Genomic DNA, 21,522 nt, shown 5'->3' with positions numbered 1-21,522 from the left:
TTGATTTTTAAAACCTTATTTGCTAGGGTTTGCGCCCTTAACCAGTCCTTTTATTTTAAGAACCTTTGTTGGGGTATCTGCATTGGAGGTGACTGTAATTGCCTTTCTGATAGGACCTACCCTTTTAGTGTCGTATTTAACCTCAATTTGACCTTTTTTTCCAGGTAAAATAGGCTCTTCAGGCTTTTTTGGAATGGTGCAGCCACAGCTGGATTTTACATTGCTGATCACCAGTGGAGCTGTACCAGTATTGGTAAATTCGAATACTCGAACACCATTACTGCCTTTTTCAATTTCACCATAATCAATGGTCTCGCTCTTAAATTCAATTTTTGCTGTTGCTTCTTGGGCGTAGGTACCTAAAGAAAGAAGCCCAACAAATAACATGAGTACAGATTTTTTCATCATTTCTAGTTTTGGGTGAACTTCAAATGTAAATGTTTTCACACCTGCATCCAAAATTCTTTTGTTATGTAATAACGTTACTTATTTTTGTTTCGTATTTCGAGATTGGCTCTCGGCCGAAGAATAGCGTTAATTTAACATTGCGATTTTCCTTCCAAACACCAATCCGGGTCAAAAAAGACAAAAACTATACCGAAAAATGGAGATTCCATCAAAATATGAGCCCAATAGGGTAGAAGAGCACTGGTACCAATATTGGACAGAGCATGATTTTTTTAGTTCAAAACCAGATGAAAGAGAACCCTATACCATTGTAATTCCGCCACCAAATGTTACCGGAGTACTGCATATGGGCCATATGCTCAACAATACCTTACAAGATGTACTGATTAGAAGGGCAAGGCTTTTAGGGAAAAATGCCTGTTGGGTACCTGGTATGGACCACGCTTCTATTGCCACGGAGGCCAAAGTAGTAGCGAAATTGAAGGATGAAGGTATTGCAAAGACCGATTTATCCCGCGAAGAATTCCTAAAACATGCTTGGGACTGGACCAACGAATATGGGGGGGTAATCCTGCAACAGCTTAAAAAACTGGGCTGTTCCTGCGATTGGGACCGTACTAAGTTCACCATGGATGACGATATGTCAGCTTCTGTAATCAAGGTTTTTGTGGATTTGTATGAAAAAGGACTCATTTACAGAGGTTTTCGTATGGTAAACTGGGATCCAGAGGCAAAAACCACCCTTTCAGATGAAGAGGTGATTTATGAGGAGAAACAAGGCACTTTGTACTATTTGGCCTACCAAATTGAAGGTTCAGATGAAAAAGTGACCATTGCCACCACGCGTCCAGAGACTATTTTGGGCGATACTGCGGTCTGCATCAACCCAAATGATGAAAGATATCACCATTTAAGGGGGAAAAAGGTAATTGTGCCTATTTGCAATCGAGTTATCCCAATTATTGAAGATGAATATGTGGACATTGAATTTGGTACAGGTTGTCTAAAAGTAACCCCAGCCCATGATGAAAACGATAAAAACCTTGGAGATAAGCACAATTTAGAGGTCATTGACATCTTTAATGAAGATGCGACATTGAATTCCTATGGATTGCATTATCAGGGCAAAGACCGTTTTGTAGTTCGAAAAGAAATCTCCAAAGAGTTGGAAGAGAAGGGATTTTTGGTCAAAACCGAGCAGCATACCAACAAAGTTGGTACTTCGGAGCGAACCAAAGCGGTGATAGAACCCCGTTTGTCTGACCAATGGTTCCTGAAGATGGAAAATTTGGCAAAACCTGCCCTCGATGGGGTTTTAAAGACAAATGATGTCAAATTGTACCCCAAAAAGTTTGAAAATACCTATCGCCATTGGATGGAGAACATCCGCGATTGGAACATTTCCCGTCAATTATGGTGGGGACAGCAGATTCCCGCCTATTATTTCGGGGATGGAAAGGATGACTTTGTGGTTGCAGAGACCAAAGAAGAAGCTTTGGAAAAGGCCAAATCCAAAAACCCAGAAATTCAAGCCTCGGACTTACGTCAAGATGCTGATGTGTTGGATACCTGGTTTTCATCTTGGTTATGGCCAATTAGTGTTTTCGGGGGCATTTTGGAACCCGAGAATGATGAGGTCAATTATTATTATCCTACCAGTGATTTGGTCACAGGACCTGATATTTTGTTTTTCTGGGTGGCACGGATGATCATTGCTGGGTATGAATACCGTGGAAAACGACCTTTTGAGAATGTGTATTTGACCGGATTGGTTCGTGATAAGCAGCGTAGAAAGATGTCCAAGCAATTGGGAAATTCTCCGGATGCACTCAAATTGATTGAGGATTTTGGTGCCGATGGGGTTCGTGTTGGACTTTTATTGAGTTCAGCGGCAGGAAATGATCTAATGTTTGATGAAGCTCTGTGTCAACAAGGAAAAAACTTCGCCAATAAGATTTGGAATGCCTTCCGTTTGGTGAAAGGATGGGAAGTAGATGATTTACCACAACCTGAAGCTGCTAAAATTGGAATTGAATGGTATACTGCTAAGTTTAACCAAACTCTGGCTGAAATTGAGGACCATTTTTCCAAATATCGAATTTCTGATGCATTAATGGCCATCTATAAACTGGTTTGGGACGATTTCTGCTCTTGGTTACTGGAAATTGTAAAACCAGCTTATCAACAACCTATAGACAAGACCACTTTGGATGCTGTTATCCATTTGTTTGAACAAAATCTAAAGATTTTGCATCCGTTTATGCCATTTTTATCCGAAGAAGTTTGGCAGCATATTGCTGAACGAACCCCGGAACAAGCATTGATTGTATCCCAATGGCCTAAACAAGGAGAGGTGAACGCTGCGATCATAGCAGATTTTGATTTTGCCGCAGAGGTAATTTCAGGAATTCGTACAATCCGAAAAGAAAAGAACATTCCACAAAAGGAAGCTTTGGAGCTTTCCATCTTAAACAGTGAAAAGGTTGGCGATAAAATGGATGCCATTATTACCAAGTTGGGAAATCTATCCACAATTACACCTGTTGATTCTGGGTTGGATGGAGCTTTGAGCTTTAGGGTAAAGAGTAACGAATACTTTATCCCAATTAGTGGTGCCATCGACATAGAGGCAGAGATCAAAAAAATTACAGAGGAACTAAATTATACCCGTGGCTTTTTGCAATCTGTGCAAAAGAAATTGAGCAACGAGCGTTTTGTAAACAATGCACCTGAAAAAGTGGTGGCTGTAGAGAAAAAGAAAGCTGCTGATGCCGAAGCCAAAATAGAAACTTTGGAGAAGAGTTTGGCGAGTTTGGGGTGATTGACAACGCCTTTCTAGTTTAATTTTGGTGTTTGGTGTTTGGTGTTTGAGATTTTATTTCACCTTCTCCGTCCACCTGAATACTGCATGGCTTCCCCTTTTCCAAAACCATAACTAAAGCCAAAGGCTACGAAACGACCACGTAAGCGGCGGTTGTACACCTCAAAATCTGCTTGTGCAATCTGACTTTCACTGATTCTTGACGCAAAGAGGTCCCGGACACTCAGGTTTAGGATGGCTTTTCCCTTCAAAAGCTTTTTGCGAAGGCCCAAATCCATAAAGGCGTAGTCATTAACCTCACCTTGCACTGTTTGGTAGCTAGATCTATAATTTCCAGTAGCTTCAAGGTCAATATCAGCCGGAAATTTCACCTTGCCCATAAGTTTGGAGGACCATCTATCTGCATCAAAATCAAAGACAACGGCCTCAAAAATACCTTCTCTGCTAAATTTGTTATAATTGAAATCCGCATTAAAGGTGAGCCACTTCACTGGACTATACTTCGTATTGAATTCGATTCCTGTGGTTTTATTGGTACCAATGTTTTCCGGTCTTGTGGTGTTCACATTGTTTTCAAACGTGGAGACACGTTCAATAACATCTGTGGTATAGCGGTGATAAACACCAAGATTGAGCGCCGTTTTCCCAATGAAGAAGATACTTGTAACTTCATACGAATCTGTAAATTCAGGCATAAGCTCTGGATTGCCTTGTCGGATGCTAAAATTGTTTCTGATATTGAAAAAAGGATTCAAATCCCACATTCTGGGCCTGTAGATTCGTTTGGAGTATCCAGCCTGCAGCGAAACTTTTTCCGAAAACTTGTAAGATGTATGTAAACTGGGAAATAGATTGTTGTAATCCTGCGAATTATCCTCGCCTGTGTTGGTCAAAAAAGTATTCAAATTGGTCTGTTCCAGGCGAAGTCCGCCCTTTATGCCCCATTTTTTACCTTCATAAGCTCCTGTGGTGTATAGGCCCAATACTTTTTGGTCGTACTCAAAAATGTTAGTCAGGCCTGGGTCTACTTCAAAGTCGCCATTGACTAAATTTTGAACCTCATAATCGTTGCTAACATCATTCAGTACGTATTGAGCGCCGGCTTCCCAGGTCAATTCTTCCGAAAAAGGTTTGGTATAATCCAGTTTAAAGGTGAATACCGCTTCTTTAAAATCCGTTCGCGTAAGTTGGCTGTCATCGTTGTTTGTGCCTGAAATAGTGATGTCCGTAAACTCTGAGGACTGGTCCTTGCCAAAAAAGTTCCCCAAAGCACTGAACAAAAGGGTGTGGTCTTCATTTCCCTTGAAATCCTTTTTGTATTGCAATTCATACTGAAATTTCGGGTTTGTGGCTTCGGTAATCTCCGTTCTTTCCCATTCCGAAGTAACAACATCAACTCCCGATAAAGAGGAAAAATTGGTAGTTGAAGGTTGATCCTCAATTTCGAGTGCAAAATTTCCCGAGAGGGTCAACACACTCGTTGGATTAAAATAGTAATCCGTTCCCAGTACAAAATTGTAATAGGCTTCATTACGAAATTCTTCTCCAACAGATAAAATGGTGGTGTTGGTCGTCAAGTCGGTATTTCGGCTTTCCCTGTCGTTGGGCAGCTCACGATAACCAGCACCCAATTGGGTAAACAGGTTGAATTTCTCAGTTCTTCGATTTAAACTGATGCCTACACTGTGACTATCGGGAGCGCCGGTGTTTACCGAAACTGAACCGTTTAAACCGCGCCGTTCTTCTTTTTTAATTACAATGTTGATAATGCCTGATGTGCCTTCGGCATCATATTTAGCAGATGGATTGGTAATGACCTCTACGCGATCGATCATATCGGCGGTAATGGTTCCCAGTGCATTGCTTTCATCACTGGCGATTATGGATGGTTTTCCGTTGATAAGCACCTGAACACCTTGACTTCCCCTTAAACTGATTTGACCTTCAATGTTGACATTTACCGAAGGGACATTATTAAGTACTTCCAAAGCACTGGCTCCTGCACTGCTCAAATCCTTTCCAACGTTGAAGACCCGTTTATCCAGCTTAAAAACGGTTTTTGAAACTTCTCCTTCTACCACAACCTCTTCCAATTTTTGGGCATCTTCGGAAATTTCAATAATGCCCAAATCTATTTTAAGGTCATTTGAGTCCGGTTTTTGAAGTATTTTCTTTTCAAAACCAATAAAACTTATTTCTATATAGTAATCCGCTGCATCCGTTTTTAGCGTAAAAGAACCGTCCTCCAGAGTGGTTGTGCCAACAATAGCTTTTTTAGTATTGCTGTCCGCAACCATTACCGTGGCATATGCAACTGCCTGTCCCGTAGATGTGTCAACCACTTTTCCAGAAAACTCAACAGTTTTATCCTGAGCTTCAATAGTCTGGAATGAAAGAAAAATGGTTAAAACCAATAAGAAACAGTGTTTTGGTTCTCTCTTAAATGTCATGCGTATTCAATTTCTTTTCCAAAGATGGCATGGAACAAGAAAAAAATCTAGGGAAATTCTGTGAACAACGTTCATTTTGCTCCAATCGACACAGATTAAGAAAATTTAACATTTCCAATGTTGTTCAAGGCCATAAAAATGTTGTTGACAGTATTACTTTTCTTTTGTTACCTTTTGACAAATAGTTTTGTACGCTGTTAAAATTGAACACGTGATTACTCGAAAGGAGCTTACTTTTCAGATCATACTGCATCTTCTGGTCTTTCTATTCTATTCTTTTGACCGGAGGGATCCTCGTATTGATATTCCTGAAGTTGCATTCTTTCTAAGTTATGCTGTGGCTTCAGGAATCATAGCTTACTATTTAATGCCTAATTTTTTATATAAAAAGAAGCCCTTAAAATTTTTTGGTAGTGTTTTGGCAATCATAGTTGCACTGATCCTGTTAGAGGAACTTGTGATTGAACAGATTTTTTACTCTGGCACAAGACGAGCCAATGTTTTCCCTGGAGCCTATTATGCTTTGTTTGACATTGTTCCTATACTTGCCATATTATCTGGGTTCAAATTTGGATGGGATGCACTCCAAAAACAAAAGCAGATAGATGAACTGAAAAGCACAGTGCAAGAAAGTGAACTTCAATTCTTGAGGTCGCAGATCAATCCACACTTTTTGTTCAACAATTTGAACAATTTATACTCGTATGCTTTGGAAAACTCTTCCAAAACCCCTGAAATTATTTTGGAAATGAGCGGGGTACTTCGTTATATGCTTTATGAATGCAAGGAAAAATTTGTTCCTTTAAAAAAGGAAATAGAACAATTGGGCAACTTTATTAAGTTGTACAAATTACAGATTGAAGAAAGAGGAGATGTTCAATTTAAAGTACAGCAAATTAAATCAGGCTATAAGATTGCGCCACTTATTTTAATTGTGTTTATTGAAAATGCCTTTAAACATAGCCAATCAGGTCAATCTTCTAATATTGAAATTGATATCGAAGTGATTCAGAGGGATAATCAACTACAGTTTAGGTGCGCCAATAACTTTGAGCCTGTGGCCGGTTTGGATTCCGTTGCCAAAGGTATTGGATTGGAGAATGTAAAAAAGCGATTGGAATTGTTGTACCCTAATAGGCATCAGCTTTTGATCAAGGAAAAAAACAACCTGTTTAGCGTATCCTTGTCCATGGAACTGGAAAAATCGTAATGTAATGAGATGTATCATCATTGAAGATCAGCCACCTGCACAACGTATCTTGAAAAAGTTTATCGAAGACGTGAATACACTAGAACTTAAAGGGGTGTTTTCAGATGCTTTGCTTGCCATGAAATTCCTCAAGACTGAAGAAGTAGAGCTATTGTTTTTGGATATCCATTTACCGAAAATCTCAGGAATTGATTTTTTAAAAACGCTACCAAAGCCCCCCCATGTGATTTTGACAACAGCTTTTTCCGAGTATGCCTTGGAAAGCTACGAACTCAACGTGGTGGACTATTTATTGAAACCCTTTTCGTTTCAAAGATTTTTAAAGGCAATCGCTAAGGTGCCCTTAAATCAAAACGCAGAGGTAGTCATAGATACTGGCCAATTGCAAGAAGAACAAAGAGGATACGTTTACATAAAATCGGGCCATGAACTTATTAAGGTCGACCTGGATGCGATAGAGCATATTGATTCTGATTCCGATTACACGGAGGTTGTTACTGCTAAGAAAAAATATCTTTCCAATGAACCGTTGCGGTATTGGTTGGAATCACTGCCCAACCAAAAGTTCAAAAGGGTTCATAAATCGCATATTATTAATGCGGATAAAATTGAAAAACTGATTGGCAACCAGGTGAACCTTTCAGGAGGAGGTAAAATCCCGATAGGGAGAGCTTATAAGGAGGCTTTTTTAAAAGAAATCCTTAAATAAGGATGGGTGGGATTAAAGACAATTGTATTTTAGTAATATGTCGAATTCCACAAAACGAAATATCTCAGTTACTGGAAATATTGAATTTTCAGATTTAAAGGTTACAGACCCCAAAAATTATGCTGCCGGTATTCCTGGAGTGAAAGCTGCATTGGAACATGTGAGCAAAGAGTCGGGTTTGTTTCGTTCGTTGAAAACCCTTTCCCGAATGAATCAAAAAGAAGGCTTTGATTGCCCGGGCTGTGCTTGGCCTGACCCCGATACACCTTCAAAATTAGGCGAGTACTGCGAAAATGGAGCAAAAGCTATTGCTGAAGAAGCCACTTTTGAACGTGTGGACAAGGCTTTTTTTAAAAAATACTCGGTTGAGGAAATTTCTACATGGACGGATTACCAAATTGGAAAAAGCGGTAGAATTACGGAACCTTTTATTTTAAAACCGGATTCGATTCACTATGAACCCATTTCATGGCCAGAGGCTTTCCAACTAATCGCTGAGCAACTTCATACTTTGGATTCGCCGGACGAAGCCATTTTTTATACCTCTGGACGTTCTAGCAACGAAGCTGCCTTTTTATACGGGCTATTTGTTCGTGCTTTTGGAACCAACAATATGCCAGATTGTTCCAATATGTGCCATGAATCCAGTGGAGTGGCCCTTTCTGAAACTTTGGGTATCGGAAAAGGCTCGGTGGTGCTGGAAGATTTGCACGAGGCTGAGGTGGTTATGGTCATTGGTCAAAATCCGGGAACCAACCATCCTCGAATGCTAACGGCACTTCAAAAGTGCAAGGAAAGAGGTGGAAAGATCATAACCGTGAATCCACTTTCCGAAAGTGGACTCAATCGATTCAAAAATCCGCAACAGCTAAGTGGGATTTTAGGCAAGGGCACCCAGCTGACCGATATTTTTCTTCAGGTAAAGATTAACCAGGATGTATCGCTGCTCAAGCTGCTCATGAAGCGATTGGCAAAGAGGGAAAAAGATGAGGAATCTGTTTTCGACCATGATTTTATCAAAGAAAAAACCAATGGCTTTCAAGAGCTTTTGAAGGATTTGGAAAAGTACGATGAAGACCAACTACTGGAACTATGTGGAGTTGATTCAACTCAAATAGATGAAGCGGTTGATTTATTGGCAAAAAAATCAAAAATCATCATATGTTGGGCGATGGGCCTCACGCAGCACAAAAATGGGGTGGAAAACATTAAGGAATGCATGAATCTCTTGCTGGCCAAAGGGAGTATTGGCAAAAAAGGCGCAGGTACTTGTCCTGTTCGTGGTCATAGCAATGTGCAGGGAGATAGGAGCGTAGGAATTATGCACCACGTTTCGGAACCCTTGAACAAAGCTATAAAAGAAACTTTTGGTTTTAACCCGCCAAATAAAGAGGGGTTGGATACGGTCAATGCAATTCAGGCCATGCATCAAGGCAGGGCCAAGGTGTTCATTGCGCTTGGGGGAAACTTTGTTTCCGCAGCCTCAGATACGGCCTATACTGCTGAGGCACTGGAAAACTGTGATTTAACCGTTTCGGTGAGCACTAAATTGAACCGGACCCACTTGACCGTTGGTAAAACAGCACTGATATTGCCCACTTTGGGAAGGACAGAGCAAGATAAAGACCGCTTTGTAACCGTAGAAAACAGCATGGGCAAAGTGCATCAGAGCAAGGGGCGAATGAAACCCGCTAGTGATAAGCTCAAAAGCGAACCTGAAATTGTTGCCGAAATGGCAAATGCATATTTTGGCGAATCCTCGAACATTGATTGGATGACTTTGGGAAGTGATTATGACTTGGTTCGAGAAAAGATTTCTGAGGTTTTAAGAGGTTATGAAGACTATTCCGGTCGTTCCAAAGGGTCGGGATTTTATTTGCCCAACAATGCCAGGGATGCGGATTTTTCAAAATTACCTGGAGGGAGGGCCCAATTCTCTATTTGCGGACTTCCAGAACACAATCTTGCGGAAGATGAGTTTGTTTTGATGACTGTTCGTAGCCATGATCAGTTCAACACCACTATTTATGGAATGAATGATAGGTATAGGGGTATTTATGGGGAACGAAGGGTAATTTTCATGAATCCAGATGATATCAAAGAAAAAGGGCTGAAACCACTACAAATAGTTGATTTGATTAGTAATTATTCGGGGAAACAACGCAAAGCGGAAAACTTTAAAATAATCCCATATAACATTCCGTCCAAAAACCTTTGTGCCTATTTCCCAGAAACCAATATGTTGGTTCCCATCGACCTCTACGCTGATAAGAGCAATACTCCTGTTAGCAAATCCGTAATTGTTAAAATCGAGGTCAGGTAATATAGTTTTGTGCCTGTGAATTAACAGAATCCGTTGTTTGGATGATAGTGTTAAGAATTGTATGTTAATCCTGTTCAACAAAATGGGATGATATTATTTTTTTTGTATTTTCGGAGAATGTAATGTTAACGTTAACACAACTATAAAAACCACCATGAAAAATATCGACAGACGTAATTTTATCAAAAAAACCTCGCTCTCTGCGGCAGCTGTTTCCATAATGCCTAATTATCTAAAAGCAGGAGCTGACAGACCTTTAAAATCACAATATATGGGTGACTTTGCAGCACCAAAGTTGGAAAAGGTACGGGCTGCATTTATTGGTGTAGGTGCAAGAGGTGGTGGACATGTTAGGTTTTTTGCTGATCTGCCCAATACAGAGGTGGTCGCTATTTGTGACCTCTATGAGGATTTGGTCAAACAAAAGACAGGTTGGGTAAAAGAAGTTTCAAAACCAGGCAGACATAAAAACATCAAGCAATACTGGGGAGATGAGAACAAATGGAAGGTGATGCTGGATGAAGTTAAGCCAGATGTGGTTTTTATAGCAACTAACTGGAAAAATCATGCGCCCATGGCCATTGAGTCCATGAACAAAGGTGCCCATGCCTTTGTTGAGGTTCCCATTGCTGTAACATTGGAGGAAATGTGGGATATTGTTGATGCTAGTGAGCGTACCCAAAAGCATTGTATGATGCTTGAGAATGTAAACTATAGCAGAGATGAACTGATGTTTTTGAACATGTGCAGACAGGGAGTTATAGGAGAGGTTTTGCATGGAGAGGCAGCTTATATTCACGAGTTGCGCTTTCAGATGGAAGAACAGAAAAGAGGGACAGGTTCTTGGCGAACACCCCATTATGCCCATCGCAACGGAAATTTATACCCCACACACGGTCTGGGACCGGTTGCGCAATATATGAACTTGGGTAGGGGAGAAGATAATTTTGGTAGTTTGGTATCATTTTCAACACCATCAAGAGGTAGGGCCGCATATGCCAAAAAGAACTATCCAGCTGATCATAAATGGAACCAACTGGATTATAAAGGAGGAGATTTGAATACCTCAATAATTAAGACAGCATTGGGCAAAACCATAATGGTACAATGGGATGAAACAAGTCCCAGGCCGTATACCCGTTTAAACCTAATTCAAGGTACAAAAGGAACTTTGGCTGGTTTCCCAACTAGAGTGGCCTTGGAAGGTGGAGTGGAAGGATTGACCAAGGATCACCATTCCTGGGTGAAAGGCGAACAATTACAAGCGCTTTATGAAAAATACGATCACCCATTATACAAACGATTGAACCAAGCTGCCAAAGGCAGTGGTCATGGAGGTATGGATGGAATTATGATATACCGTGTCGTTGAGTGCTTGCAAAAAGGACTTCCTCTTGATCAAAATGTGTACGAGGGTTGTTTCTGGAGTGCCGTGGCACCACTTAGTGAACGTTCTGTAGCTAGTGGCGGGGCACCACAGCCATTCCCAGATTTCACTAGAGGAAACTGGAAGGATACAGCTCCTTTGGACATTGTTAGCTAAACTTTACATGACATAAGGGCAGTAATTGGTATTGGATTCCATGCAAGATCATTAAAGATGATTTTGTACATTTAGAATATGGAAACCTACGCTACCGCATTATTATATGCTATCCCATTTTTTATCGGATTGGTGCTTTTTGAGATTCTGTATGGGCATTTTGTAAAAAAGCAGATGCACAATGTAATGGATACCGTTAGCAGCCTCAGTTCTGGACTTACAAATATTGTAAAGGATTCATTGGGATTAGCCGTTGTTTTGGTCACATATCCCTATTTGGTGGAACATCTGGCCTTGATTCAGATAGAAGCCACATGGGCAGTATGGCTAATTGCGTTTATCGCCATTGATTTTGCAGGTTATTGGAATCATAGATTGAGCCATCACATCAATATTTTTTGGAACCAGCATGTAATTCATCATAGCAGTGAAGAATTTAATTTGGCTTGTGCATTACGACAATCCATCTCAAATGTGGTGGGCTATTTTCCGCTATTGTTGCTTCCTGCTGCCTTCCTTGGAGTGCCTGGCGAGATAATAGCAATTTTGGCACCTATCCATTTGTTTGCACAGTTTTGGTATCATACGCAGCATATTGGTAAGATGGGATGGTTGGAATATATTATTGTTACTCCTTCACAACATAGGGTTCACCATGCAATAAATCCGGAGTATATTGATAAAAACCTAGGACAGATACTTTGTATTTGGGACCGTTGGTTTGGGACCTTTCAAGAAGAGTTGGATGATGTTCCTCCCCAATACGGGGTTTTAAAACCAGCGGCAACTTGGAACCCCATTTTAATCAACTTCCAGCATTTTTGGAGGTTATGTGTAGATGCATGGCGGACTGAAAACATATGGGATAAATTTCGCATTTGGTTTATGCCCACTGGATGGCGTCCGGCAGATGTGGCACAGAAGTATCCCATATCTAAAATTGAAGATGTCTATAACTTTTCAAAATATCAACCAGAAACTTCTTTAAGCCTAAAAGGATACGCAATTTTTCAACTATTGTTCAATACCGCAATGTTGTTGTTCATGTTCTATAACTATGCTGAAATTGGGTTTAACAACTTGATTCTTTTTGGAGCTTTCGTTTTTCTTGGGATTTATGGCTATACCAGTTTAATGGATAGAAAAATTTATGCTGTATGGATAGAGGTTTTTAGAAGTGTTGCCGGTATACTATTGATTTTTACGACGGGGGATTGGTTTGGTTTGAATGCATATTTGCCATTTGGCAGCTATTTGATTGGGCTTTACTTCGTAATATCCATGTTTGGAGGTATTTATTTCACTTTTTTTGATCAGAATAAAAGAAAGGTTGGTATAGTTTCGCAGACTTAAGGATTACATTCAGAATCCTTAACATTAAGAATGCCAATACTATGGTGGTCGATACTAACCAATCATACATCAAACAGTGCTTTCCTATACTTGAAGAAAGACTTTACCAAGAAATTATATCATCTTGTAGTTATCATGAATTTCCGAGTAGCTCCTATGTGGTAAAACAAGGTGCATATCTGAACTTTTTGCCTGTAGTATTAAAAGGTCGGATTAAAATGTATGCGGAAGAAGAAGATGTGCAGTTTTTGTTGTACTATATCAACTCAGGAGAATCTTGCATTTTAAGCTTTAACCATCTTTTTGACCCAAAACCCGTACAATTTTCGGCTATAACGGAAGAAGATACCGTTGTTATGACCCTTCCAGTTAATAAGGTGAAGGAATGGTTTGTAAAATATCCAACCTTTGCCAGAATCATCATAAACGATTTCCAGCGGAACTTTGAAGATTTGCTACAGACTACAAAAGAGATTGTTTGTTTTGGAATTGAGGACCGCTTGGTCAAATATTTGGAAAACAAAGCGAAAAGGGATAATAGTCAATTAATACACCTATCCCATAAAAAGATAGCCTTGGATTTGGGCACCTCACGTGAAGTTATTTCAAGAATCACTAAAAAGCTTGAAAAGACTGGAATTTTGGTACAGCATAAAAGATATATCGAACTAGTGAACTGCTAGAATATCACAAAAGTATAACGGCTTTTAATACGGATTTAACAGAAAACGGTGATTTTGATCACCGTTTTTCGGTTGTGGGTGGAAGTAGTTTTGGATCATAATTAATCTAAAAAAAGAATTATGAAAAGAAATTTATTCAAAGTACTGCTGTTTGCAGTTGTTTTTGCATCATGTAGCGATGATGACAATGACATAGTTGGTGAAGTACCAACTGAGCCAGAACCGACCGCAGAGGTTAATGTAAGACTCAACGAAGTTCAATACCTTGGTAATTGGGTAGAAATTGTAAACAATGGAGATAATACCGTTGATTTAACTGATTATTTTCTTTGTCTTGGCCCTGGGACCTATAGAAAAATAGGGGATTTAACTGTCGATGGGAATTTACAGCTAACGGCTGGAAGCTTTTTATCCGTTTCGTACGAAATGCCCAATGCAGAAGGGGGAATAGGATTATATAGTAATAACTCTGATTTTACCGATGCATCTACCTTGGTTGATTTTGTACAATGGGGTGCTGGATCAACAGCAAGAGAGAATGTGGCGGTTGAAGCGGGCGTTTGGACCGCCGGAGAGTTTGTACCAGTTATGGGCAATGCGGATTACACCATAATATTTGATGGGGAAGGCACAGGAGCTTCCAATTGGGCGGAAACTACAACCGTTACTATTGGTGCGGATAATCAACTGACCGTTCCTGAAGAAGTTAGGTCCATTGTGATTAATGAGGTACAATATGGAAGCAAGGATTTGGTGGAACTTTACAATAATGGCAATGTTACCGTGGATTTAAGTCAATATTGGTTATGCTTAGGACCTGGAAGATATAGTCAGATAAATGAAATTACCCCGGAAAGTGGCAATATTATGTTGGAACCAGGGGCATTTTTGGTGTTGCCATTTACAATGGGAAATAGCGAGGGATTGGGCCTTTACTCCAATAACTCGTTTACAAGTGCTGATGCCATTGTTGATTTTGTACAGTGGGGTGCAGCTGGAAGCGCACGTGAGAATGTAGCCGTTGAAGCAGGCATCTGGACAGCAGGCGAATATGTTTCCGCAGTAAGATTGGATAGCTACAGTATTGAATATGATGGAGAGGGCAATTCTGCTTCTGATTGGTCGGAGGAGATAAACCCATCTTTAGGATTGGCCAATGACACCGAAGTGGCTAAAACCACTTTTAACATTACCATCAGCAATGTGATAAATTACCTGAATGTCCATACGTTTACAACTCCTGTAGGAGCTTCAGACCCGGGACCATTGGCAACCAATGGAGCCAAATATCAGATATCATTTAAAGCAGTGCCTGGAACTAAGTTCACTCCTGTAACAATGATGGCAAATAGCAATGATTGGTTTTTGGCCCCAACGGATTTAAACGGTATCGACCTATTCCCTAATGGACAGGCCCTGAACGGAGTGGATATAGCTGATCAGCTTTCGTTGTACGATTTGGGTACGGAAGCGGACAATGACCCGGCTACTTTTCCACCAGCAGGTGCGGATGTAGGGCCTGCTGATTCCAATACACAGGTTAGATTGGTAGAAGGGAGAGATACAGGGGATATTTATTTAACTGCCGTATTGGATTACGCAAACGGAGATGGAAACTCTGCCGGTACCTTTACATTGACCATTACAGCCATAAATACACCTGACCCAGGTCAGCCAGCAAGTTCAACCAATGGATTTGTGGTTACACCGGGTATAGTTGTACTTCATGCCCAACCTGAACCTTTGTTCACTTTAGGAGAAGAAGATAGAGGAGTAGGTTTGGAAAGAATTGCTGAAGATGGTATGCCTGGAGAACTTTATGGATGGTTCACAGAAACTGGAAGTAATGGTTCACCTCTACGATTGGCTTCATCCTTGAGTGTTTTTTCTCCTGGAATTGTTTATGCCTTTAATACAGAAAGTGATCCTTTCTTTACGCAAGGAGCAGAAGTTATATCAGGAAGTGGATTGGAAGAACTGTCTGAAGATGGTAACAATGCAATAGCGGTGTCTTATTTTGATAACCTTGGACTTCCGGTTGCGGCAAGCAATGAAACTGCGCCAATTGGTCCAGGAGGATATTTATCGTTCAGTATTGATGTGCCACAAGGTCAAGATTACAAACTAGGAATTAGTACAATGCTGGTACAGACCAATGATTGGTTCATTAGTTATAACAACAATGGAGTGGCATTATTTGATGAGAATGGAACTCCCTTCTCTGGCACTTCTGAAAGTGATGAGTCCTATTTGTTTGACGCGGGTACTGAGACAGACCAGCCCGTTGGCTTTGGAAGCTACCAAGCACCAAGGCAGTCAGGCCCTAATGAAGGCCCGGCAGATACAAACACTACCATTAGGAGAGTCAGTAGGTCACTGTTAATGCCTTTAGCAGGTGAAGCTGTGACATCAACGTAGTGCAAAGTACAGTGTAAGATCTGAATTACAGCCAGCTGAGTGGATGGGGGCCCTTTTTCCAACACCTGTCAAATGAAATGTCAGTGTTTAAATTTAAAGGTGGAACAAACTGCTCTGAATCTTACAATTATTGAATAAGTAGAAACTCCTCTTCATTCAGACAAATTTTAGTTGTCCAAAGTACCAAACTTACTGCAATCTGTTTGTATGACCACTCTTTACTTTAAAGTTAAGAAAGTAAAATGCCACAAAACAGATATTTTGAAATAAAACATTAGTAGTCTTAAATTTTTGCCCTTCCCAAAATACTGTTAAAAGTTCAATTTCATACAACTACTTAATTATTAAAATTTATCTTAAGGCCAAAAAAATTAGTAGTATGTTTCTCAGGCACTTTTTTTAGAAATGATGCAGAAAGGCAGCTTTTAATTTTTATTTTTTTAATAAAATGTTATAAAAATGTTATGTATCTGAGTACTTTCCAGAAATTTTAGACTTTTAGTATGTGCTGCAACCAGCTGGTTATCAAACAACCAACAAAAAAAGATGCAGGCATATGATGGCCAACTTAAACTGACAATTCACGAAGGGTATATACGCATTTATAGGTGATCTATTTAGAGAGGATCCATTCCTCTTAATACAAAAATGCTCAAAGTGGCTTAAAATTTAAAGTTTTCTTTTACCTCAACAAGAAATGCTACCATGGGAGTACTAAGATTCGAGTACACATCATACAGATATTTGATGACACATTTGGTCCATTGGAAATTATCTTTGGCAAATGTTCCTCGGCTATAGAAAGTCATTACTGTAGCCAGATTGTCAAGTTTATCAGAGTGCTCCATACATTTCTGAAATTTAAATAATAAATGTAAAATACTTCAGTTTTTAAAATTTTTAAGTTAAATGTTAGTTCTTCACCCTTGTAAGTACCTGTGAAATATACTCAGCAGCCTCAGTGCAAGTCTTGTTCGGAGATTCATAATGTTCCACCATGTATGGTAACAGGGCTATCACATTCATAGGAAATGCTGATGGAATGAAAAATAACACTTTTAATACCAAATTTAAGTTAAAGACAGAAACAGAAAATATGACATAATGTAACAAGATTTGATAAAGAAATCCTTTTGACTGGAAACATTTGGATATCACATGATTAATAGTTAAAAATTTTTAAAATAATTACCAATGCTCCCTGATGGATCAATAACTGGGGCCTGAATAGACTGTGTTAACTTAGACAGCAAGGTCCATGTAGCTTCAGCCGTCACAGGTGAAGTACAGCCCTTCAAATAACACAAATTTACATTTCACCTTGTCGTTTGATACTCAGGGGTATTTACACAAAGATATCACTGTACAATGTAATTTTATGATAATTTTTTATAAACTGTCATGACTTGTCACCTTTAGCAAAAGAGCTTGAACTCCAGGAAAATCTGACCAGTTCAGCTGTTGCTGAATTTTTTCCAACTTTTCCCTGCATTCCGGTCTGTCAGGCTGTAATTGCTTTAATATCTAAAAATACAATAAAAAGTGTACACAGTTTCCTTATTCTGTTTATTTGCACTTCCCACAAAGTAATTTTTAGTCCTTCTCAAGAAAAAAAACTACTAGGTAATCAAGTTATTTCAAATGCTTTAAAAATGTAACCCATTTCATCCGGAGAAATACGTGTAATTTTATATTCAAAGAGGCTAATAAAGTTCTAGGTTGATTCTGGTACTTTATCCTGTAAAAATGGTAGTGTACTAACTATGTTATCAATTTCAGTGAGACAGGTATAAAATTTCTTATCAAAATTATTGTGAATCGCAGGATTCCAAAATTACAACTCAGAACCTCCCTACTGAGCATCAAGTTCAACCATTTTAGCCAGAAAAGCATGCATTACTAGCTAAAGGTTAATTAATACAATGCACAATCAAGCAATATTCGCACTACTTAGGCCACGAAAACTTAATTATATGTTTCTCAGGCACTTTTTTTCGGAAAAAGATGCGGGAGGGCGACTTTTTATTTTTATTTTTTTTTACCTTTTGTGAATAAAAATGATGTTCCGACGATGTTCCGTAAAAATTCCGACTTTTAATAAGTGGTGCCGAATCGCGAGAGCGGGTGCACCAGAATTCAACCAACCAACCAACCATAAACAAGGCAAATGGCGGCCAGATTGAACTGTTAATTCACTATGTGTCGACGATTTTTCACATTTATCAGTTCGAATGCAATAAAATTTTTGATGCGGGGGGGGGTTGAAAGTGACGCGGGCGGTGCCTGAGAAACATATAATTAACTTTTTGTGGCCTTATTACTAAAAAACCTTATCTAGCAGCCGAACAGATAGAAGAAACTCATGTTCGTAATCAGACTCCAGCACACAGACAGCCAACCAGAACATCTGTGACAGTATTGTCAGTTTGTCATCAGTGTTAGCAGGGTCTGACAGCTGTTTGAGTGACTGAGCACTTCGTGATCGAGAGAGGTTTGTGTTCACTGTACGACGAGATTCGTTCTCATACATCGACATCCGGTGCTGGCGTTGTTCAGCTGAAATAATCATACAATATATCAGGAGTGTATCTGATTATTTAAAATTCAACATATGCTTCATAATTTGGTATTTTTTCTTTTTCTCACTCATAAAATTCATTGTTTACATTGTCTGAGAACATTCACAGTCCCCAGAATAAGAAGCGCAGACCTGTTAATTCACTTTTAAATGATCTACTGCAATTCTAAAGATTCAATCTGGTTTCCTTTTTCTTTCTGTACTGGAGAAAGTTCCTCTTAAGTTGTGAAATTTTTTTATGAATTTATGAATAACTTTAAACTTACATCTATCAAGAGGAGCTGAAGTAACAAGCCTCCTAGTTAACATAGAAGGTGTGTAACTAGTACTTCGGAAATGGTGTACCGGAACATTCTGTCTCATGACTACCGTCGCCACCTTACGACTGTCTTTCATCTCTTTAGATAGGTTTGGAGTGGACATAAATAACTCTTTCATATAGTCTATTGGTCTGATATCCATGTCTATGTTGTCTACCGATGCCTCTAATGTTAACATTATTTCAGTCACATAACCCTAAAAAATAAAAAGTAACCCTGAAATTAAATTAGCAAATTCTAGATAAATAAATCAATTTAAATTTTTATGGGTAAAACACAACTTAAGTCTGGCCTAGGTGGGAATCAGGCTTTCAACCATACCTGCATGTCTTCCCAATGTTCAGCAACTGTCTCCACAAGCCGAGACAAAATATCTGACAACATTTGTGAACTCAGTGGCACTTTTAATGCTCGAAATACCTAGAATCAAACAAATCATATTAAAATAAAGATGTATTAACCAAAAGGTATATACCCCAGTGGGTCATTTTTTAATACATAATTAAACCTCAGAATTCTTTTATGCATTAGTAATTAATCCTTTTAATCATCTTCAATTACCTTATGTATACTTTATTAATTAAAAAAGTCAAAATTTTTTATCACAAATATTGAACAAGTGACAACACAATAATGAGAGACACTCAATTAATGTTGCTAAAAATGGAAAAATTAGCCATCAAAAATAATTTATTTGTATCATCCTACCTGGAGAGACCTTCCAGCATAATGACGTGAAGAACATGACAGGGCCAGTTGGAGAGCCACATGAGCCCACCGTTGTTCTATATGAGCCAGTGGTACCGACTCCTTGAACACTCGTAACACATGTTTGAGGAAATGTTCTAATTGGTCAGCACTCTTTATATTCCATACTTTAGCTGTAATGTCTTCATAGCTCCACAGAGGTCGCCGTCTCCTGTTAATGATAAAAGCAAAAATGTTAGCAGGGAATTTCAAGAAATGTCTAAGTAAGTACTGGATTATTTGTAAATTATTTGTTACATAATGGAAGAAAGTTCAAAAGGATAGCAGATTTGCATGCCTACACCTTAATGGAAAATCTGTTTTTTTGGATGTACGCTTTTGGCATGAACCAAATTATACTGAAAATTTTGATTCCAAAAGCAAATAAAAAACAGGTTCTTTTGAGAGATTATTTACCAAAAATTCAGAATATTCAATGTCACCTTGTGGCCAGGAATTCAATGAGAGCCTTGGCATCTTGTTCTGTAGTCTCCAATGATTCTACATCGACCAGACTGGACACACTGTCTGATGTAACCACAGCTGAACTGTTAATACTGAACATAGACTGTGTCACCCCAACAGATTCCATACCATCTACAAAGTATTGTAATGATACAGTTTCAGCTATTCCATAACATGGAAATAGGACATTATAATTAAACTACATTCTTTACTTCATTCTCAGGGGTGCATCTGCAGGATAAAAGCTGAGAAGGCCACAGAGGAGGAGAATGAATCTTGGTCCACTAAGCCCCTCAAATGTTTTATCTGGATGTGAAAATTTCCTAAGAAATTGTCCAAAGAAGAAAATAAAGAGCTGTCGAGAATTAGAAGAACTCTACCTGTACAAAGGAGATGTGGAGGTTCTTTAAAGGTAAAAAAATAAAATTAGTAAGACTTTAACTGCAACATTATAACATTTAATCATTCACCTGAGGGTGCATGACCTTTGCTGTTGCAGTTTGGTATTGTTAGTGCAAAGTCATCGTTGATGGTCTTATTGCTGAGAAGAATCCGAGCTACCTCAAAATGGTCGTTGTGTGCAGAAAGTGTAAGAAGTAGATTCAATAGTAGCTTCTTACAGTGCTCATGTATCAGAGACCGACTGTGGTCCAAACCTAAAAGACAATCAAATATTTCAAGCTGATGACAGTATTACAATATCTAATGAATATCTTTACGAAATATAATGATGTTTCAGTAGTCGTGAAAATTGCTTTTTTTTTTCAAGAAAGTCTGAAACATCTCCCTTACGCTTCGGTTCAAGGTGAGATTGAACTTTTTCAGATGAAATCCACAGCATTTTTTATCTGCAAATTTGTGTCAAAAGGCCTGAAATCAACCAAAAGCCTGAAGATTCTCATGCCAGTGATACTTATATAAGGAATAGTTACCTAAGAATATGATGTGAAGCATGAGAGGTAAATGAACAGTCCAGTCTATACCTATACCATCTACAACCAAGTCTGAGAGAAGCATCACTGCTAAATTACATCTAATTTAAAGAAAATATACATATTTATAACATATAACAATATGTATTGTGAAATTTTTGTGACTTTCTTAATAAAAATTATATAGTGTTTTAGTAATGGCTAACAACCAAGTTCCCCAGGCCGGTAATATGATTTGTAAAATTTTCTTTTTTTACACAATTCTTTTTTGGATATAAAAATATGTTCAATAGATAATTAAGACTGACTGGTGTTTCTTTCAGTGCAGAAATCCTTTAAAGTAATTGATATTTCATATTTACTTAAAATGCATCATTATGTGGGTCTTAAATTAATGTGATTGATAAATTTGACTTTTTAACTGTTAAATTTATATCTGATTTATATCTATACCTCTGTAAAGGTGGATGTGGGAAGTTCTCTGGTAGAAAATCAGACAAAGGGGCAAAGAATCCTCCATAAGCTGGCATTGGTAGAGGGAAGGGTACTGGAGAATCATGAG

At 38.8% G+C, this 21,522-nt stretch carries 11 protein-coding genes; 8 read left to right on the top strand and 3 right to left on the bottom strand.

The genetic code is table 11. The features are described 5' to 3' along the window. Positions 1-15: 15 nt before the first annotated feature. Positions 16-408 (bottom strand): DUF1573 domain-containing protein, encoded by a 393-nt coding sequence (locus tag ACOQO1_RS08675; RefSeq protein ID WP_420602481.1) that lies wholly within the window; start codon positions 406-408, stop codon positions 16-18. A 196-nt stretch (positions 409-604) separates the two neighbouring features. Here ACOQO1_RS08675 and ACOQO1_RS08670 point away from each other — a divergent pair, with 196 nt between their 5' ends. Continuing rightward, positions 605-3,229, top strand: coding sequence for a valine--tRNA ligase (locus ACOQO1_RS08670; protein WP_420602480.1), 2,625 nt, complete (start codon positions 605-607; stop codon positions 3,227-3,229). A 59-nt stretch (positions 3,230-3,288) separates the two neighbouring features. On the opposite strand, the gene ACOQO1_RS08665 is transcribed toward ACOQO1_RS08670, so the two are convergent. Continuing rightward, entirely contained in the window at positions 3,289-5,679 is a 2,391-nt protein-coding gene (locus ACOQO1_RS08665; protein ID WP_420602479.1) for a TonB-dependent receptor domain-containing protein, read from the bottom strand. Positions 5,680-5,890: 211 nt separating this feature from the next. Between ACOQO1_RS08665 and ACOQO1_RS08660 the strand changes: the two genes are divergently transcribed. The 7 genes from ACOQO1_RS08660 (at position 5,891) to ACOQO1_RS08630 (ending at position 15,918) form a co-directional block, all read left to right on the top strand. After that, on the top strand, positions 5,891-6,889 hold the full coding sequence (locus tag ACOQO1_RS08660; RefSeq protein WP_420602478.1) for a sensor histidine kinase: 999 nt from the start codon (positions 5,891-5,893) through the stop codon (positions 6,887-6,889). 4 nt (positions 6,890-6,893) lie between these two features. After that, on the top strand, positions 6,894-7,598 hold the full coding sequence (locus ACOQO1_RS08655) for a LytR/AlgR family response regulator transcription factor (protein ID WP_420602477.1): 705 nt from the start codon (positions 6,894-6,896) through the stop codon (positions 7,596-7,598). 37 nt (positions 7,599-7,635) lie between these two features. Next, positions 7,636-9,921, top strand: a complete 2,286-nt coding sequence (locus ACOQO1_RS08650; RefSeq protein ID WP_420602476.1) for an FdhF/YdeP family oxidoreductase — start codon at positions 7,636-7,638, stop codon at positions 9,919-9,921. 154 nt (positions 9,922-10,075) lie between these two features. Further along, complete coding sequence (locus ACOQO1_RS08645) at positions 10,076-11,464, top strand: Gfo/Idh/MocA family protein (RefSeq protein ID WP_420602475.1); 1,389 nt, start codon at positions 10,076-10,078, stop codon at positions 11,462-11,464. 78 nt (positions 11,465-11,542) lie between these two features. Beyond that, positions 11,543-12,817 carry a sterol desaturase family protein gene (locus ACOQO1_RS08640; RefSeq protein WP_420602474.1) on the top strand — a complete coding sequence of 425 codons (1,275 nt, stop codon included), beginning with the start codon at positions 11,543-11,545 and terminating at the stop codon, positions 12,815-12,817. A gap of 41 nt (positions 12,818-12,858) precedes the next feature. Beyond that, positions 12,859-13,500: a Crp/Fnr family transcriptional regulator gene (locus ACOQO1_RS08635; protein ID WP_420602473.1), complete on the top strand. Its 642-nt coding sequence runs from the start codon at positions 12,859-12,861 to the stop codon at positions 13,498-13,500. 120 nt (positions 13,501-13,620) lie between these two features. Beyond that, positions 13,621-15,918 carry a spondin domain-containing protein gene (locus ACOQO1_RS08630; RefSeq protein WP_420602472.1) on the top strand — a complete coding sequence of 766 codons (2,298 nt, stop codon included), beginning with the start codon at positions 13,621-13,623 and terminating at the stop codon, positions 15,916-15,918. Between the two features lie 4,084 nt (positions 15,919-20,002). Here the strand turns inward: ACOQO1_RS08630 and ACOQO1_RS08625 are convergent. Next, complete coding sequence (locus ACOQO1_RS08625) at positions 20,003-20,155, bottom strand: hypothetical protein (protein ID WP_420602471.1); 153 nt, start codon at positions 20,153-20,155, stop codon at positions 20,003-20,005. Positions 20,156-21,522: the final 1,367 nt, after the last annotated feature.

This window comes from Flagellimonas sp. (assembly GCF_965222555.1).
GTDB lineage: Bacteria > Bacteroidota > Bacteroidia > Flavobacteriales > Flavobacteriaceae > Flagellimonas.
Note: the sequence above shows the minus strand (reverse complement) of the source record. Positions and strands in the feature narration are given on the sequence as shown.

What these genes read in the sequence shown, in the direction of transcription:
- ACOQO1_RS08675 (WP_420602481.1), bottom strand. Translation starts at nt 408, where the DNA reads ATGATGAAAAAATCTGTACTCATGTTATTTGTTGGGCTTCTTTCTTTA.
- ACOQO1_RS08670 (WP_420602480.1), top strand. Translation starts at nt 605, where the DNA reads ATGGAGATTCCATCAAAATATGAGCCCAATAGGGTAGAAGAGCACTGG.
- ACOQO1_RS08665 (WP_420602479.1), bottom strand. Translation starts at nt 5,679, where the DNA reads ATGACATTTAAGAGAGAACCAAAACACTGTTTCTTATTGGTTTTAACC.
- ACOQO1_RS08655 (WP_420602477.1), top strand. Translation starts at nt 6,894, where the DNA reads ATGAGATGTATCATCATTGAAGATCAGCCACCTGCACAACGTATCTTG.
- ACOQO1_RS08650 (WP_420602476.1), top strand. Translation starts at nt 7,636, where the DNA reads ATGTCGAATTCCACAAAACGAAATATCTCAGTTACTGGAAATATTGAA.
- ACOQO1_RS08645 (WP_420602475.1), top strand. Translation starts at nt 10,076, where the DNA reads ATGAAAAATATCGACAGACGTAATTTTATCAAAAAAACCTCGCTCTCT.
- ACOQO1_RS08640 (WP_420602474.1), top strand. Translation starts at nt 11,543, where the DNA reads ATGGAAACCTACGCTACCGCATTATTATATGCTATCCCATTTTTTATC.
- ACOQO1_RS08635 (WP_420602473.1), top strand. Translation starts at nt 12,859, where the DNA reads ATGGTGGTCGATACTAACCAATCATACATCAAACAGTGCTTTCCTATA.
- ACOQO1_RS08630 (WP_420602472.1), top strand. Translation starts at nt 13,621, where the DNA reads ATGAAAAGAAATTTATTCAAAGTACTGCTGTTTGCAGTTGTTTTTGCA.
- ACOQO1_RS08625 (WP_420602471.1), bottom strand. Translation starts at nt 20,155, where the DNA reads ATGGAATCTGTTGGGGTGACACAGTCTATGTTCAGTATTAACAGTTCA.